Source organism: Sandarakinorhabdus sp., assembly GCF_051860625.1.
Classification (GTDB): domain Bacteria; phylum Pseudomonadota; class Alphaproteobacteria; order Sphingomonadales; family Sphingomonadaceae; genus Sandarakinorhabdus.
In genome coordinates this window covers 42,199-57,368 of the sequence record NZ_JBHYDQ010000004.1, presented here as the reverse complement: position 1 = coordinate 57,368, position 15,170 = coordinate 42,199, and the positions used below count along the sequence as shown (strand labels likewise).

The following is a 15,170-nucleotide window of genomic DNA, read 5'->3' as shown; positions in this document are numbered from 1 at the left end:
TTATGGCGGCTGGCGGGCAGGGCAAGCCTGACCTTGTTAAGAGCCGGGGTTGAGAGTCAGGTTTCCGGTTGCAGCAGGCGGTGCAGATGGACGACGACATATTTCATCGTCGCATCATCCACGGTGCGCTGGGCGGCGGAGCGCCAGGCGGCTTCGGCCCGTTGATAATCGGGGAAGATGCCGATCACATCCAGCTTGTCGGGATCGACGAAGTCCATGCCTTGCGGATCGGCCACGCGGCCACCGAATACGAGATGCAGTTTGCTCATGGCTGGCGGTTTAGCGGCGCCCGTCCTCAGGCGCCAGTGGGGTTGGCTGCATATTCGCCCTGCAGCCGCTGCATGGTGGCGGCGAACCAGCTTTCGAATTCGGGCCCGGCCCAGGCACGATGCTCGCCGCGCGCATAGCATTCGCCGTTGCGCATGTAGAATTCGGCGTTGATGCGATTGGGCAGGCGATTGTCGCGGGTGGCGATCACCTTGGCCGGGCTGCCGACGACGATGCTGTTGTCGGGCACCTGGGTGCGATCCTTCAGATAGGCGTGCTGGCCAACGATGGAGCCGGCGCCGACATGGCTGCCGTTATAGACGGTGGCGTTGATGCCGATCAGGCAATGATCGCCGATGGTGCAGCCGTGCAGCGTCACATGATGCGTCACGCTGGTGTAAGCGCCGACAATCACCGGTTTGCCGGGATCGGTGTGGATCATCACGAAATCCTGGATATTGGCGCCTTCGTGGATTTCGACATGGGCGGTTTCGGCGCGGATGACGGCGTTGCACCAGATGCTGGCGCGTGGGCCGATGGTGACATGGCCATAGATCAGTGCCGACGGGTGAACGAAGGCGGTTGGATGAATGTCGATCCGGCTCGTCATTTGGTTCCCGTCTGCACCGCCAGGCTCTTGGCGTTGGCGCTCTTCAGGAACGTGACCAACGCGTCGAAGCCATTCTTGGCGATGTAACTGGTGAAATCGGCTTCCTGCGTCAATGCCAGATTGACCCCGCTGACCACCAGATTGTTGACCTGCAGCTTGCCGCCGTCATTCTTCACCTGCCAGATGGTGTCGATCGGCTGCGCGCCGGGGCGGGTAACGCGGGTATAGACTTCGGTGAAGGGCCCGCGCCCGATGGTCCGCTGCACCTGCACACGGGCATCGGCATAATCATACAGCCGATCGGCATAGGCATTCAGCACGAAATCGGGAAAGGCGGTGCGATAGGCGGTAAGCTGCGCTGGCGTCAGGCTGGCGCGCTGGCGGCGGATCAGGCGCATGCCGATATCATCGAGCGCCACATCGCGCTGCAGGATATCCCGAAACTTGCCGCGGGCGGCTTGGCGGCTGAGCGATGTGTCGCGCAGCACGGCAAAGCCTTCGCCAACGAGTTTTTCCACGAACGGCCGCGCGGCCGGATCGCCGGGGCTGGCGGCGGACGCAGCGCCGACTTGGGCGGCAGCCGGCAAGGCGGGTGCCGCAACGGCAGCGAGGAACGCAATGGCGATGGCAAGGGGCTGTTTCATGGGCGCACCCGTCGCAGCATGCGGTTGAACCAGCGATGAAGGCTGGCGCTTAAAGGCTGGTGACGCGCCTTGCCAGATTGCCGAGGCTGCGCTTTTCGCTTTCGCTGCTGGGAAACAACATGGCCATCGCCGCGCCGGCGGCCAGGCCAGCCAGGATCGCCAGCACCGGATTGTCGGACACCAGGTCACGCGCATCGGACGCGACATCGGCGACCGTGCTGCCGGCTGCTGCGGCCGGCTCGGCCATCAGGTCGTCATAGTCGGTGTAGCCGGCCAGATCATTGTCGATATCAAGCTCGGCATGCGAAATGCGGTTGCCGGCATAAAGGGCGAGACCAACGGCTGCGACCGCCGCGCCAACCACGACCGGGTGCGCCTTCACCATGCCGGTGGCATCGCGCGCCAGTTCGCTGCCACGGGCCTTGGCGGCGGCCAGGGCATCGTCCATGATACGGCGCGGGGTGAGGCGTTCGGCGAGATCATTGACGCCGTCGGCCAGACGGGCGCCGGCATCATCGGCCGCGCGCGCAAGATCTTCGATGGTGGCCTGTTCAGTCATTATTCCTGTCCTTCGCCGTCTCTTCTTCATTCTTGGTCAAATCGGAGAACCGGTCAATCTGGGCTTGCAATGCGGTAATGCTGCGGCGCGGTGCAAGGTCGATCTGCTCCAGCCGCGACAGGCCGGTCCAACCCAGCGCCAGGCCAACCACCGCCGCAATTGCGGCCACGATGGCGGTTGCCGCCGTGGCGCCAACGAGTTGCGCCAGCGCCAGCACGCCTGCGACCAGTGCCAGGGTCATGGCGATCATCAACAAGCCGCCGGCGGCCGCCACCATCGCCATCGGCAGGCGCAAGGCGCCGAAATTGGCCTTGAGCTCGGCGGACGTCAGGGCTGCCAACGTCTGCAGCAATGTCAGAAAGCCGGCGACAAGGTGCCGGGGTTTCATCGTCGGACGGGTGGGCGGGCCGTGGGGAGGTGTCATCAATCCTGCGCTGCCTTCATGAAACGACCGGCCAGAAAGCCGATGGCGATCGCCAGGCCCACTGCCACAACCGGTTGCGCGCGAACCAGTTCCCGGCCTTCTTCCACCAATTCCTCGACCGATTTTTCGGCCAGGGCATCGGCGACATTGTCGATGGCGCCGGTGGCATTGCCGATCATGCGGGTGAAGGGTTCGCCGGTATCGCCCAGCGAGCCACCGATCGTGTCGGTGATCTGGTCGGCAATTGATTTCAGGCTGCGCACCTGGCCGACCAGCGTGTCGCGGGCGTCCTCCACCAGGCCGACCAGCCGGCTGCGGGCAAAATCGGCCAGCGCGTTGCGACCAGATCCGCTGCCGCGTCGGGATGGCACGACCTGACTGGTCAAATCTTCGGCCCAATCGGCGGCATCGATGGGCAATGGCGCAGTGGCCGGATCAATCTTGCTCGTCAAAGCGCTGCTCCTTGGTTCGGTGATGCTTGCCCGCACCGGCAACCCCTTCTATCTGGCGTGTCACACGCGCAGGTGCAAGGCCGGGCGCGACACGCCACCGCGCAGAAAGGCCAGACCGTCATGACCGCCATCATCGATATTCACGCACGCGAAATCCTCGACAGCCGCGGCAATCCGACCGTGGAGGTGGATGTGGTGCTGGAGGATGGCAGCACCGGCCGCGCCGCCGTGCCGTCGGGCGCATCGACCGGTGCGCACGAGGCCGTGGAGCTGCGCGATGGCGACAAGGCGCGATATCTGGGCAAGGGCGTGCTGCAGGCGGTCGCAGCGGTGAATGGCGAACTTCATGATGCGCTGGCCGGCATGGAGGCCGAGGAACAGGGCGCCATCGATGCCGCAATGATCGAGCTGGATGGCACGGCCAACAAGGCGCGACTGGGCGCCAATGCCATATTGGGCGTCAGCCTGGCCGTGGCCAAGGCAGCAGCGGATTCGCGCGGGCTGCCGCTGCACCGCTATGTCGGCGGGGTGTCGGCGCGGCTGCTGCCAGTGCCGATGATGAACATCGTCAATGGCGGCGCCCATGCCGACAACCCCATCGATGTGCAGGAATTCATGGTGATGCCGGTGGGCGCCAGCAGCATCGCCGAGGCCGTGCGCTGGGGCGCGGAGATTTTTCACACGTTGAAGGGCGAGTTGAAGGCGCATGGCCACAACACGGCAGTGGGCGATGAGGGCGGCTTTGCGCCGAACCTGAATGGAACACGGGCCGCGCTGGATTTCGTGATGGCAGCGGTGGAAAAGGCCGGCTTCACGCCCGGTGACGACGTGATGCTGGCGCTGGATGCCGCCGCCACCGAATTCTTCAAGGATGGGCATTATCATCTGCACGGCGAGGGCCTGACGCTGTCGCCGGAACAGATGGCGGATTATTGGGCCGCGCTGTGCGGCGATTATCCGATCCTGTCGATCGAGGACGGGATGAGCGAAGACGACATGGTCGGCTGGAAGATCCTGACCGACAAATTGGGCAGCAGCGTGCAACTGGTTGGCGATGATCTGTTCGTCACCAACCCGCTGCGGCTGGGGCAGGGCATCCGTGATGGCCTGGCTAATGCATTGCTGGTGAAGGTCAACCAGATCGGCACCCTGACCGAGACTCTGGCGGCGGTCGATATGGCGCATCGCAACCGGTATCGCACGGTGATGTCGCACCGTTCGGGCGAGACCGAGGATGCCACCATCGCCGATCTGGCGGTCGCCTGTGGTTGCGGCCAGATCAAGACCGGCAGCCTGGCGCGGTCGGACCGGTTGGCCAAGTACAACCAGTTGATCCGCATCGAGGAAGAGCTGGGCACGGACGCGGTGTACGCCGGGCGTTCCGTGCTGCGCTGAGGGCGAGCCGATCGGGGCAGCGGTTGCTCCGGCGCGTGGGCCGTTCTATCCATGGCGGCGTGCGCCGTGTTCTGCTGATCCTGTGCCTGATGCTGGCTGCACCCGCCTGGGCCGCGCGCATCACGGCGATCGAAAGCCAGCCCGGCCGGGTGACCATCACGGCCGACGCGCCGCTGCCGGCGGCACAGGCCTTTGCGCTGATCGACCCCTATCGCCTGGTGGTGGATTTTGTCGGCGTGGTCGATCCGGTGACGGCACCGGGAAGCAACAGTGTCGCCGCCTTGCGGGCCGCCATGTTTGCGCCCGGCACGGCGCGGCTGGTGATCGATCTGAAGGCGCCGGTGATCATCCGGGAAGCGCGTGCCAGCGGCAATGAAGTGGTGATCCTGCTGGACCGCACCACGGCCGACGTGTTCGCTGCAACCGTGGCACGCGGGCGCCGGCCCCTGGCGTTGCTGCGCAGCGATGGCCCGCCGCCGCCGCCGACGGTGGCGACGGACAGTTTCAGCCTGCCGGACAATTTCGGGCGCCGGCCGGAAGCGTCAGCCAGTCAGGCGCCGACTCCGGACCTGGCCCCGACCTTGGCCCCAACTGCGACGCCCGCTCCGGCATCGTTACCCGCCACCGTCGCAGCGCCGCCGGAGCCGCCGCCCGCCCGCGCGCCGGAGCGCACGGCGCCGCGCGGGCGGGCCGGCGGCAAGCCGCTGGTGGTGATCGACGCTGGCCATGGTGGCAAGGATGTCGGTGCGATTGCCGTCACCGGTGGTTACGAGAAGGACATCACCCTGGCCATCGCCCTCGAAACGGCCAAGATCCTGCGCCAATCGGGCCGGGTGCAGGTGAAACTGGTGCGGGAGGATGATCGCTTCATCCCGCTGGGCGGGCGGGTGCGCATTGCCCGCGATGCGCGTGCCGATCTGTTCATTTCGATCCATGCCGACAGTGCGCCGAACGATGGTGCGCGCGGTGCATCGGTCTACACCTTGTCGGCGGTGGCGAGCGACGCGATCGCGGCACGGCTGGCCGCACGCGAGAACAAGGCGGACATCATCGGCGGGGTCAATCTGGGGGTGGAGGCACCGGAGGTGGGCGAGATCATGGTCGATCTGGTGCGCCGCGCCACCGGCAATGTTTCAGCGCAGTTTGCCGAGGAACTGCAGAATGGCCTGGAGCGCGAGGGCGTGAATTTCCGCGGGCAATTCCATCATTTCGCAGCGTTCGCCGTGCTGAAGGCGCCCGATGTGCCGTCGGTGCTGCTCGAAACCGGTTATGTGACCAACAAGGATGATGCCGAGCGTCTGTTTTCTGGCACGGGCCGCAAGCGGTTGGCCAAGGGCATTGCCCGTGCCATCGAGCGCCACCTTGTTGGAACATAGCCTCAGGGCTATCGCGGCGCGCGGTGCGCGGCTATTCGTGGCGCCGTGAAGCGTTTGGGCGTCCTTGTTCTGCTGTTGCTGGTGCCGTTGGTGCTGGCCGGCACTTTCTATTGGCAGGCGACCCAGGGCCTGCCATCGGAGGCGGAGCTGGCATCATTCAGCCCGGCGTTGCCATCGACGGTGCGCGATGTGAACGGCGAGGTGGCAACCATCTACACCCGCGAACGCCGTATCTATGTGCCGTTCGACGAACTGCCACCTCAGTTGGTCCAGGCGTTCATCTCGGCCGAGGACAAGACCTTCTTCGAGCATGAGGGCATCGATTGGGTCGGCATCGCCGGCGCCGTGGTCACCAACGTCCAGTCGTTTTTCTCCGACAAGCGCCCGGTCGGCGCCTCGACGATCACCCAGCAGGTGGCCAAATCACTGGTCGGCAACGAAGTGTCGCTGTGGCGCAAGGTGCGTGAAGCGATCCTGGCGCGGCGGCTGGAGGCCGTGCTGTCCAAGCAGCAGATTCTGGAAATCTACCTCAATCAGATTTTTCTGGGCCGCAACGCCTATGGGGTGGAGGCGGCGGCGCAATCCTATTTCGGCAAGTCGGTCGAGCAGCTCCGGCTGGAAGAAATCGCCTATCTCGCCATCCTGCCCAAGGCGCCGTCCACCTATGATCCGGTGCGTCAGCAGGGCCGGGCGCTGGCGCGGCGCGATTATGTGCTGGGCCGGATGCTGGCCGATGGCAAGATCAGTGCCGCCGAGCGCGCAGCGGCCGCCGCCATGCCGCTGGAGGCCGTGCCCAACCGCGCCATCCCCCGCGGCCGCCAGGATTATTTCATCGAGGATGTCCGCCGCACGCTGATCGCCAAATATGGCGACGCGCCGGAGGATGGGCCGAACAGCGTTTACGGCGGCGGCCTGTGGGTGCGCACCTCGCTCGACCCCGTCATGCAGGCGGCGGCCGAAGCCGCGATGCGCGATGGCATGACCCGGTATGAATCGCAGCGCGCCTGGCGCGGCCCGGCCGGGCAGATCGAGGCAGGCGATGGCTGGCAGAATCGTCTGTCGGGCGTGGCAGTGGCGCTGGGCTATCCAAGCTGGGTGAAGGCGGTTGTGCTGTCGAAAAAGGGTAATGACAGCACGATCGGCTTGTCTGACGGCAGCACTGCTACGCTGCCGGGCCGCAATGCCGCCAAGCCCTATCGCGCCACCAACAGGTCGGCGGCGCAAGTGCTGAAGCCCGGCGATGTGATCATCGTCACCCGCACCTCATCGGGCTGGGCACTGCGCCAGACGCCGGAAATTTCGGGCGGCATGGTGGTGGAGGAAGTGGCCACCGGGCGCGTGCGGGCCATGGTCGGGGGCTTCGATGCGCGGGCCCAGGCCTTCAACCGCGCCACCCAGGCCAATCGCCAGCCGGGTTCGACGTTCAAGCCGATTGTCTATGCCACTGCGATGGACAATGGCTTCACGCCGGCCAGCATCGTTGTGGATGGGCCCTATTGCGTGTTCCAGACCAAGCTGCTGGGCACCAAATGTTTCCGCAATTTCGGCAACATGCGCGGCGCTGGCGCGCAGACCTTGCGTTGGGGCCTGGAACAATCGCGCAATCTGATGACGGTGCGCGTCGCCGATGCCACCGGCATGGACCGTATCGTCACCCAGGCAAAGGCACTGGGCATCGGTGATTATCAGCCGGTGCTGTCGATTGCGCTGGGCGCTGGCGAAACGACGGTGCTGAAGCTGACCAATGCCTATGCGCAGATTTTCAACCAGGGCCGCCGGGTGGAGCCCAGCCTGATCGATTATGTCCAGGATCGCACCGGCAAGGTGATCTGGCGGCGCGACACGCGCGGCTGCCCGGGCTGCAATGCGCCGCGCTGGAATGGCGAGGCGATGCCGCGACCGCAGGGGCGGGTGGTGCAGGCCATCGATGCGCGCACCGCCTATCAGATCGTGCATGTGATGGAAGGCGTGATCCAGCGCGGCACCGGCACGGCGCTGGCGGTGCTCGATCGGCCGCTGGCCGGCAAGACCGGCACCACCAATGGCCCCAACGATGTATGGTTCGTCGGCGGCACCCCCGATATCGTCGCCGGCCTGTATCTGGGCTATGACCAGCCGCGCGCCATGGGCGGCTATGCCCAGGGTGGCACCATGGCCGCGCCGATCTGGCGGCAATGGGGCGAGGCGGCGTTGAAGGACTGGCCGAAGAAGCCATTCGTGATTCCGCCCGGCGTGCGCATGGTGCGCATCGATCGCCGCAGCGGGCAGCGCGTGTTCGGCATGTGGCCGGATGGCGGTCCGCGCCCGGCGGTGATCTGGGAAGCCTTCAAGCCGCAGAGCGAACCGCGCCGTACCGAACGCGCGGAGGATGTGCTGGCGCGCCGCGGTTCGTCGCGCATCCGGTCTGATGCGCAATTCCTGGAGCAGGAAGGCGGGATATACTGACGGCTTCTCTTGCGTCGCCGCCGCTAGCCTCCTATTTGCGCCGTTCAGAATTTTTGTTGGATTTTTGCATGAGAGCCGAAGCCGAAACCGCTGCCCTCCAGATCAAGCAGGCGCTGGACCTGCTGAGGAGGTCTCTTTGACTGGGATCGTGCCCTCCGCCGCCTGGACGAACTGAACGCGCGGGTCGAAGATCCGAAATTGTGGGACAATCCCAAGGCCGCTCAGGCGCTGATGACCGAGCGGCGCCGGCTGGACGAAGCCATCACCGCGACGCGGACCATCGAGCGTGATCTGAACGACACCAGCGAACTCATTGAAATGGCTGAGGCTGAAGGCGACGAGGCGATGGCCAATGATGGCGTTGCTGCGCTGAAGGCGTTGGCGGCCAAGGCCGAAAAGGACAAGGTCGCGGCGCTGCTGTCGGGGGAGGCCGACAACAACGACACCTATATCGAAATCAACAGCGGCGCGGGCGGCACCGAGAGCCAGGATTGGGCCAGCATGCTGCTGCGCATGTACCAACGCTGGGCGGAAGGCCATGGCTACAAGGTCGAGCTGATGGATTTCAACTCGGGCGAAACCGCTGGCATCAAGAACGCCACCCTGTTGATCAAGGGCGCCCAGGCCTATGGCTGGGCCAAGACCGAAAGCGGCGTGCATCGGCTGGTGCGCATCAGCCCGTATGACAGCGCGGCGCGGCGGCACACCAGCTTTGCCAGCGTGTGGGTTTATCCCCAGGTCGATGACGACATCGAGATCGAAGTGAAGGAAGCCGATCTGCGCATCGACACCTACCGCGCGTCGGGTGCCGGCGGCCAGCATATCAACACCACCGACAGCGCGATCCGCATCACCCATGTGCCCACCGGCGTGGTGGTGGCCTGCCAGAACGAACGCAGCCAGCACAAGAACCGTGCCACGGCGATGAAGATGCTGAAGGCGCGATTGTACGAACGGGAACTGGCCATTCGTGAAGCCGAAGCCGCCAAGACCGAAGCCAGCAAGACCGATATCGGCTGGGGGCACCAGATCAGGTCCTACGTGCTGCAGCCCTATCAGTTGGTGAAGGATCTGCGCACCGGGGTGACGTCAACCAGCCCGGATGACGTGCTGGATGGTGATGTCGATCCGTTCATGGCCGCCGCGCTGTCGCAGCGGGTGACGGGCGAGGCGGTGGACGTGGACGACGTGGACTGACCCTTGGACTGATCCGCCTGGTCAAAGGTGGCGCGAGGCGTCCATCCGCTGATGCAGGATGCGGATCACGGCGATCCCGTAGCTTGTTGCCTTGAAGAAGATCACGTGGCCGCCGACGCCGAGGCGACGATAGCCCGGACGAATGGCTTCGCAACTGCGGGCGCGCTGTGGCGCACCGGCCAGCATCGCGAACGCGGCCTGCAGATTTTCGGTGTATCGCAGCGCCGTCGCCAGCCCCCACAAGCTGACGCTGTGTTCGAAAATGTCGTCGAGATCCTGCTGAGCGGCGGGTGTCAGCCGATATTCAGCCATGCTGCGCTGTCTTGCGGTGCCGGAATGCGTCGAAATCAAACGGTTCAGGCTCGCCGCTGGCTTCGCCATCAATCAACGCCTGCCGAAGCGCGGCGAGCGATTCATCGCGTTCCTGGGCACGGCGGATGAGATCGCGAATGGCTTCGCTGTCGTTGGTGTAACTGCCGTTGGCTATCTTGCCCGCAATCCAGGCGTCCTGTTGCGCTGTCAGCGTGATCGTCTTGCGAATCGTGGCCATGGGGCCTCCTCACCAGCATGCTTGATCGTCATACTATTGGTGCAGTTTAGCCAGACGGCAGCGCGGCTTCAATCGAATTGAAATTGCGCCATGTAGCGCGCCAGCCCGGCATCGAGATCGGCGATCAGGTCGTCCACATCCTCCAGCCCGATCGACAGGCGCACGATCGGGCCGGGCAGTGGGGCCGGACTGGTGGCAGTGCGGATGCGGTCAAGCTCCACGGGCAGCACCAGCGATTCATAGCCGCCCCAGGAAAAGCCGATGCCGAAATGCTGCAGGCCATCGATCAGCGCGGCGGTGTGCGGCCGGCTGCCGTGTTTCAGCACACAAGCGAACAGGCCAGTGGCGCCGGCAAAGTCGCGTTTGAACAGCGCGTGCTGCGGGTGGGCGGGCAGGGCCGGGTGCCAGACTTGCGCGACAGCGGGATGGGTTTCCAGCCAGCGCGCGACGGCCAGCGCCGATTGTTCGTGGCGATCGAGCCGCACGCCCAGCGTGCGCAGGCCGCGCAGTACCAGCGCGGCATCATCGGCCGAGACATGATGGCCGAGCCGATAGCTGGTGGCTTTCAGCTGCGGCCACAGCGCGGCGGTGGCAGTGGCGCTGCCCATCATCACGTCGCTGTGGCCGCCGACATATTTGGTCAGCGCCTGGATGCTGATGTCCACGCCCAGCGCCAGCGGTTGCAAGCGCAGCGGGGTGGCCCAGGTATTGTCGATGATGGTGGTGATGCCGCGCGCCCGGGCGACGGCGGTGATCGCCGGCAGGTCCTGAATCTCGAACGACAGGGAGCCGGGTGATTCGAGCAGGATGGCGCGGGTGCGGTCTGAAATCAGATCGACAATGCCGGCGCCGCAGCACGGATCGATATAGCGGGTGGTGATGCCGAGCGGCCCCAGCAACTGATCGGCGAAGCTGCGGCTGGGTTCATAAGCGCTGTCGGTGACCAGCAGTTCATCACCGGCAGCCAGGCAGGCGAGCAGGCTGGTGGCGATGGCGGCGACGCCGGAGGGGAAGAGCTTGGTGCCGGCAGCGCCCGGTTCCAGCGCGGTCAGCGCGTCTTCGAGGGCCCAATGAGTCTGGGTGCCGCGGCGGCCATAATAAAGGCCGGCATCGGGCGTGCGGATGGCGGCATCGAGGGCGGCGAGATTTTCGAACAATATGGTGGAGGCGCGCGCCACCGCCGGGTTGACCATGTTGTGGGCGTGGTCGCGGCCGGCATGGGTGAGCCTTGTGCCGATACCGTAGCCTGAAAGGTCGCTCGGTGTGGGCCTTCGTGCCGTCATTTCACCCTCACCCCCCGGATCAAGTCCGGGGCAAGCCTGTCGCGCTCTCCCCTCGGGGGAGAGGGGTTAAGCCCCTGTCACCACTGGGTTGTGCGGATGTGCGCCCCATTCGCTCCAGCTGCCATCATACACCGCGACATTGGTCTTGCCGAGCAGGGCGGCGCCGAAGGCCAGTACCGGCGCGGTGATGCCTGAACCGCAGGTGGCGGTCACGGGCTTGGAAAGATCGATGTTGGCGGCGTCAAAGAGCGCCTTGATCTCGGCCGGCGGCTTGTAGGTGCCATCTTCGTTGAACAGCGCCGAATAGGGGATGTTGCGCGAGCCGGGCATATGGCCGGGGCGCACGCCGGGGCGTGGATCAGGCTCGGCACCGGTGAAACGGCCGGCGCCGCGGGCATCGACGACCTGTTCGGCCTTGGTACGCAGATTTTCGGTCATCTGGCCCATGTCGCGCACCAGCGCCTTGTCGGCCCACACGGTGAAGTGGCGGTGGCGCACGATCGGCTTGCCGCTTTCGACCGCGCGGCCTTCGGCCTGCCACTTGCCGAAACCGCCATCCAGGATGGCGACTTCGTGGGCGCCGAACAGATTGAGCATCCACCACACCCGTGCGGCTGAGCGCAGCGGGCTGTTGTCATAGACCACGATGCGGCTGCCATCGCCCAGGCCCAGCGCCTGACAGCGCGAAGCGAATTTCTCGGCCGGGGGCAGCATCGACGGCAATGGGTTGCTGGTGTCGGAAACTTCCTCGATATCGAAGAACACGGCGCCGGGGATGTGCGCGGCTTCGAATTCGGCGCGGGCGTTGCGGGCCATGGCCGGCAGGAACAGCGTGGCATCGATAATGCGCAGGTCGGTTTTACCCATCTCTGCGGCAAGCCAATCAGTGGACACCAGAAGGTTCATGCGTCACTCCCGCAGATCTTGTTCCGAGTCCATTGTTCTCGGGGTTGTTGCGGTGACATAGGATTGCGCATGGCGCCTGTCACCCCCAAGCCGGGCAAAGATGACGATATGGAGACGATAAGTGGTGGACGTGTTGCATCTTGGTCAAACTTCCGGCCTGCCCGCCAGCCCCGAGGCCGCCGTGCTGGACTATCCGCCCAATCCGCGGCCGGGCGCGCTGTATCTGGTGCGCTTCACCTGCCCGGAATTCACGTCATTGTGCCCGGTGACGGGTCAGCCGGATTTCGCGCATGTCGTGATCGATTATGTGCCCGGCGCCACCATCGTCGAATCGAAGGCGCTGAAGCTGTTCATGGGCAGTTTTCGCAACCACGCCGGATTTCATGAGGATGTGACGGTGGGCATCGGCCAGCGGTTGGTGACGGAAATGCAGCCGATCTGGCTGCGCATCGGTGGGTACTGGTATCCGCGCGGCGGCATTCCGATCGATGTGTTCTGGCAGAGCGGCCCGGTGCCGGACGGGCTGTGGTTGCCGGATCAGGGTGTGCCGACGTATCGCGGGCGGGGATGAAGAGGGGGAATTTCATGATTCGCAAGATTGTGGCGGCCGTGTTCCTGGCAACTGCGGGAACCGTATCGGCAGCGGCACCGGTAACGGTTGCTCCGTCCGCCGCGCCGACAGCGGCTGATGCGAGGCTGAAGGCCATCTATGACGCTGAATGGCAGTGGCGACTGCAGGAGTTCGCCCAGGTGCAGGACGGCCTGCGCAGCAAGCGTGCCGATCATCTGCCATCCGAAACGCCCGCCGCCTGGGAGCGCCGCCGCGCCTATTGGCAGAAGGCGCTGGCCGATATCGCCGCGATTCCGGTCGAACAACTGAGCCATGAGGAACGGCTGAATGCCGCAGTGCTGACCGAATCGCTGCGCGCCAATGTCACCGACATCGGCTGGAAGACCTATGAGGCGCCGCTCAATTCCGACACCTTCTTCTGGAGTTCCCTGAAGCCTTATTCGGCGCTGGAAGATGCTGCCGATTATCGTCGCTATCTCGGCCGGCTGAAGGACGGCCCGCGCTGGTTCGATGAGCATATCGCCAACATGCGCGCGGGCATGAAGCGCGGCTACACGGTGCCGCGGGTATCGCTGGAGGGGCGTGACAAGACCATCGTGCCGTTCACCCAGACCGGCGAGAAGAACCCGCTGTGGGAGCCGTTTGCCAACATGCCCGACAGCATCCCGCCCGCGGAGCGCGAGGCGCTGCGCGCCGAGGGACGGCGGTTGATCGACGGGACGATGGTACCGGCCTATGCCAAGGTGCTGGCCTTCATGCAGACGGACTATATGCCGGCGGCGCGGACCAACATCGCCGCGGCTTCACTGCCCGATGGCCCGGCTTATTACCGTGACAAGATCCGCGAATTCACCACGCTTGACCTGTCGCCCGACGAAATTCACGCCCTCGGCCTGAAGGAAGTCGCCCGCATCGATGCCGACATGAAGGCGACCATCGCCGCCACCGGCTTCAAGGGCAGCTTTGCCGATTTTCTCGCATTTTTGCGCAATGATCCGCAATTCTATGCCCGCACGCCGGCCGAACTGCTTGGCTATTCCTCTTATGTCGCCAAGCGCATGGATGGAAAACTGAAGGACGTCTTCACGCAGCTGCCGCGCTATCGCTTCACCATTCGGCCGGTGCCCGATGCCATTGCGCCGATCTACACCTCGGGGCGCGGCGGCCTGTCGGCCTGCCTGATGAACACCTATGATCTGAAATCGCGTCCGCTCTACAATCTGACGGCGCTGACACTGCATGAATGCGCGCCGGGCCACAGTCATCAGGCCGCGATGGCGCTGGAAGCGCCCGACCGCCCGGCGTTCCGCCGCGAGACTTATTTTTCGGGCTACGGCGAGGGCTGGGGGCTTTACACCGAATGGCTGGGCACCAAGTTGGGCATGTACGAGACGCCCTACGAGGAATTCGGCCGGGAGACGTTCGAGATGTGGCGCGCGGTGCGCCTCGTTATCGATACCGGCATGCATGCAATGGGCTGGAGCCGGCAACAGGCGATCGACTATCTTGCCGGGCACACGGCGCTCGCGCGATTGGATGTCGAAAATGAAGTTGACCGCTATATTGCTTGGCCCGGCCAGGCGCTCGCCTATAAATTGGGCGAGCTGAAGATCCGTGAACTGCGCGCCAAGGCCGAAGCCGAGCTGGGTCCGCGGTTTGATCAGCGGCCGTTCCATGACACGTTGCTGGGCATGGGATCGGTGCCGCTGCCGGTGATGGAGGCGGAAATGCTGGCGTGGATTGCGCATCAAAAGAAATATAATATAGTTACAAAATGATTGCCGTTTTGGGCCATTATCCTGATTATGTTCGCGTTGCAGCGTCGAATGGCTGGCCCCATTTTCAGGTCGATATGGACCTCTGGCTATCGTGGAGTGAGGATGAACAATGGGCCGAAAACCGGGCTTTTCTCGACAAGGTCATTGCTTTGAGGGGGCGGTTCATCTTGGCAACGCCTCCTAGCAAAGCCAGGGCTGGGTCTTGGTTTCGCAAGGAGTTGGACTACATTGCGCTTTGCGGCTATAGCGCTCGACAGGCTGAAGATTTTTGGGAGCTGCTCCCTTGACGATGATGATGAATTTGAATGTTGCGCAACCTCGGGCGTTTGCGACCAGCAACATAGCGGTTGAGTTTCAACAATGGATTGATTTGCACAAACCGCGACTGATTGACTTTCATGAGGATCCCACGTGCTTCGGTAACGTGACGATGATCATGGAAAAGGACAAGGTTCGTATAAGATTGACCTTAGACAGAAACGACTTTTATATCGATCTTGCTGTCGATGATAACTGGGTTGATGCCGTCTTGGTAGATTCATTCATCCGGTCCGTTCCGGTTTCTATGGGTCGAGCCTGGCCTGAATTTGATCCCCTTCTGAGACCAGCATTGGTGGCCAATGCACTTAGGAGTCCTGCGCTTCCCAACTTTGTTCAGACTGCGAATGAGGAAATGTTGAAGGAAATCGGGTTTTCGGTTGCAAGCTAATGTC

18 protein-coding genes are annotated in these 15,170 nt (G+C 64.1%); 8 read left to right on the top strand and 10 right to left on the bottom strand.

The genetic code is table 11. The features are described 5' to 3' along the window. Window positions 1-56 precede the first annotated feature (56 nt). From ACTIEZ_RS05485 to ACTIEZ_RS05460, 6 genes are read right to left on the bottom strand one after another with little or no spacing between them, the layout of a single operon-like run. Window positions 57-269, bottom strand: coding sequence for a DUF4170 domain-containing protein (locus tag ACTIEZ_RS05485; protein ID WP_439545650.1), 213 nt, complete (start codon window positions 267-269; stop codon window positions 57-59). Between the two features lie 26 nt (window positions 270-295). Beyond that, on the bottom strand, window positions 296-877 hold the full coding sequence (locus tag ACTIEZ_RS05480; RefSeq protein ID WP_439545649.1) for a gamma carbonic anhydrase family protein: 582 nt from the start codon (window positions 875-877) through the stop codon (window positions 296-298). Beyond that, window positions 874-1,521 carry an MlaC/ttg2D family ABC transporter substrate-binding protein gene (locus ACTIEZ_RS05475; RefSeq protein WP_439545648.1) on the bottom strand — a complete coding sequence of 216 codons (648 nt, stop codon included), beginning with the start codon at window positions 1,519-1,521 and terminating at the stop codon, window positions 874-876. The genes ACTIEZ_RS05480 and ACTIEZ_RS05475 overlap by 4 nt, the downstream gene beginning before the upstream one ends. A 49-nt stretch (window positions 1,522-1,570) precedes the next feature. Continuing rightward, the gene (locus ACTIEZ_RS05470; RefSeq protein ID WP_439545647.1) at window positions 1,571-2,080 is read right to left on the bottom strand and encodes a hypothetical protein; all 510 of its coding nucleotides are present in this window, start codon (window positions 2,078-2,080) and stop codon (window positions 1,571-1,573) included. Next, window positions 2,073-2,468 carry a phage holin family protein gene (locus ACTIEZ_RS05465; protein ID WP_439545646.1) on the bottom strand — a complete coding sequence of 132 codons (396 nt, stop codon included), beginning with the start codon at window positions 2,466-2,468 and terminating at the stop codon, window positions 2,073-2,075. The genes ACTIEZ_RS05470 and ACTIEZ_RS05465 overlap by 8 nt, the downstream gene beginning before the upstream one ends. A gap of 35 nt (window positions 2,469-2,503) precedes the next feature. After that, window positions 2,504-2,956: a hypothetical protein gene (locus ACTIEZ_RS05460; RefSeq protein ID WP_439545645.1), complete on the bottom strand. Its 453-nt coding sequence runs from the start codon at window positions 2,954-2,956 to the stop codon at window positions 2,504-2,506. A gap of 120 nt (window positions 2,957-3,076) precedes the next feature. Here ACTIEZ_RS05460 and eno point away from each other — a divergent pair, with 120 nt between their 5' ends. The 4 genes from eno (at window position 3,077) to prfB (ending at window position 9,369) form a co-directional block, all read left to right on the top strand. After that, window positions 3,077-4,351, top strand: coding sequence for a phosphopyruvate hydratase (gene eno / locus ACTIEZ_RS05455; RefSeq protein WP_439545784.1), 1,275 nt, complete (start codon window positions 3,077-3,079; stop codon window positions 4,349-4,351). A 59-nt stretch (window positions 4,352-4,410) separates the two neighbouring features. Next, complete coding sequence (locus ACTIEZ_RS05450; protein ID WP_439545644.1) at window positions 4,411-5,727, top strand: N-acetylmuramoyl-L-alanine amidase; 1,317 nt, start codon at window positions 4,411-4,413, stop codon at window positions 5,725-5,727. 45 nt (window positions 5,728-5,772) lie between these two features. Beyond that, window positions 5,773-8,172 carry a penicillin-binding protein 1A gene (locus ACTIEZ_RS05445; protein WP_439545643.1) on the top strand — a complete coding sequence of 800 codons (2,400 nt, stop codon included), beginning with the start codon at window positions 5,773-5,775 and terminating at the stop codon, window positions 8,170-8,172. Window positions 8,173-8,240: 68 nt separating this feature from the next. Beyond that, window positions 8,241-9,369 (top strand): peptide chain release factor 2 gene (gene prfB / locus ACTIEZ_RS05440; RefSeq protein ID WP_439545642.1). Its coding sequence is split into 2 segments (ribosomal slippage): window positions 8,241-8,309 and window positions 8,311-9,369, totalling 1,128 coding nucleotides; the frame shifts between segments, so codons are not numbered across the junction. A gap of 21 nt (window positions 9,370-9,390) precedes the next feature. On the opposite strand, the gene ACTIEZ_RS05435 is transcribed toward prfB, so the two are convergent. From ACTIEZ_RS05435 to sseA, 4 genes are all read right to left on the bottom strand, one after another. Further along, window positions 9,391-9,681 carry a type II toxin-antitoxin system RelE/ParE family toxin gene (locus ACTIEZ_RS05435; RefSeq protein ID WP_439545641.1) on the bottom strand — a complete coding sequence of 97 codons (291 nt, stop codon included), beginning with the start codon at window positions 9,679-9,681 and terminating at the stop codon, window positions 9,391-9,393. Continuing rightward, on the bottom strand, window positions 9,674-9,919 hold the full coding sequence (locus ACTIEZ_RS05430) for a type II toxin-antitoxin system ParD family antitoxin (protein WP_439545640.1): 246 nt from the start codon (window positions 9,917-9,919) through the stop codon (window positions 9,674-9,676). Before ACTIEZ_RS05430 ends, ACTIEZ_RS05435 begins: the two co-directional genes overlap by 8 nt. Before the next feature lie 68 nt (window positions 9,920-9,987). Further along, window positions 9,988-11,202, bottom strand: coding sequence for a cystathionine beta-lyase (gene metC / locus ACTIEZ_RS05425; protein ID WP_439545639.1), 1,215 nt, complete (start codon window positions 11,200-11,202; stop codon window positions 9,988-9,990). A 66-nt stretch (window positions 11,203-11,268) separates the two neighbouring features. Further along, the gene (gene sseA, locus ACTIEZ_RS05420; RefSeq protein WP_439545638.1) at window positions 11,269-12,108 is read right to left on the bottom strand and encodes a 3-mercaptopyruvate sulfurtransferase; all 840 of its coding nucleotides are present in this window, start codon (window positions 12,106-12,108) and stop codon (window positions 11,269-11,271) included. A 124-nt stretch (window positions 12,109-12,232) separates the two neighbouring features. Between sseA and queF the strand changes: the two genes are divergently transcribed. From queF to ACTIEZ_RS05400, 4 genes are read left to right on the top strand one after another with little or no spacing between them, the layout of a single operon-like run. Next, window positions 12,233-12,679: a preQ(1) synthase gene (queF, locus tag ACTIEZ_RS05415; protein ID WP_439545783.1), complete on the top strand. Its 447-nt coding sequence runs from the start codon at window positions 12,233-12,235 to the stop codon at window positions 12,677-12,679. A gap of 14 nt (window positions 12,680-12,693) precedes the next feature. Beyond that, a complete protein-coding gene (locus ACTIEZ_RS05410) occupies window positions 12,694-14,457 on the top strand; it encodes a DUF885 domain-containing protein (protein ID WP_439545637.1) in 1,764 nt (587 codons plus the stop codon). Continuing rightward, the gene (locus ACTIEZ_RS05405; RefSeq protein WP_439545636.1) at window positions 14,454-14,744 is read left to right on the top strand and encodes a hypothetical protein; all 291 of its coding nucleotides are present in this window, start codon (window positions 14,454-14,456) and stop codon (window positions 14,742-14,744) included. Before ACTIEZ_RS05410 ends, ACTIEZ_RS05405 begins: the two co-directional genes overlap by 4 nt. Beyond that, entirely contained in the window at window positions 14,741-15,166 is a 426-nt protein-coding gene (locus ACTIEZ_RS05400) for a hypothetical protein (protein WP_439545635.1), read from the top strand. Before ACTIEZ_RS05405 ends, ACTIEZ_RS05400 begins: the two co-directional genes overlap by 4 nt. Window positions 15,167-15,170 lie beyond the last annotated feature (4 nt).